This window comes from Bradyrhizobium sp. PRIMUS42 (assembly GCF_023006515.1).
In the GTDB taxonomy this organism is placed as follows: domain Bacteria; phylum Pseudomonadota; class Alphaproteobacteria; order Rhizobiales; family Xanthobacteraceae; genus Bradyrhizobium.
Window position 1 is genome coordinate 1 of record NZ_JALBGZ010001523.1, and the last position, 536, is coordinate 536.

1 protein-coding gene is annotated in these 536 nt (G+C 68.5%); it reads left to right on the forward strand.

Annotation, left to right across the window (positions count from 1 at the left end; genetic code table 11):
- Window positions 1–432: methyl-accepting chemotaxis protein (locus MOV75_RS41425; RefSeq protein ID WP_247008665.1), on the forward strand; the 432-nt coding region annotated here is incomplete at its 5' end.
- Window positions 433–536 lie beyond the last annotated feature (104 nt).

A 536-nucleotide genomic window follows, 5' to 3' on the forward strand; every position in this document is an offset into this window, starting at 1 on the left:
CGTGCCGGCGAGGCCGGCCGCGGCTTCGCCGTGGTCGCCGCCGAGGTGAAATCCCTGTCGGACCAGACCGCCAAATCCACCGAGGAGATCACGCGGCTGATTACCGAGATCCAGGCCTCGACGCAGGCTGCGGTCGATGCCGTCGAGACGATGGGCGGGCACATCGTCGAGATCGATGGCGTCGCGACCTCGGTTGCCGCCGCGATGGAAGAGCAGGACGCCGCCACGCGGGAGATCACGCGGTCGATTTCCGAATCGGCGTCCGCGGCGAAGGAGGTCTCGGCCAAGATCGGCAATGTCAGCCGCGACGCCGCTTCCGTGAACGAGCGCGCCGCGGAGGTCAGGCAGGCGATTGCCGGTATGGCGGCCAATCTCGAACAGCTACGGTCGGTCGTCGTGCGGACCGTGCGCGACTCGACCGCGGCAGCCTGAGCCCGGCGGCATCTCGGCCGCTGGGCCCGGGAGTGTGATCGTGCAGTATGGCGCGGGACAGGGGCATCGTGGTTCATGACATCTCCACAATTGCCGGCGGTCGT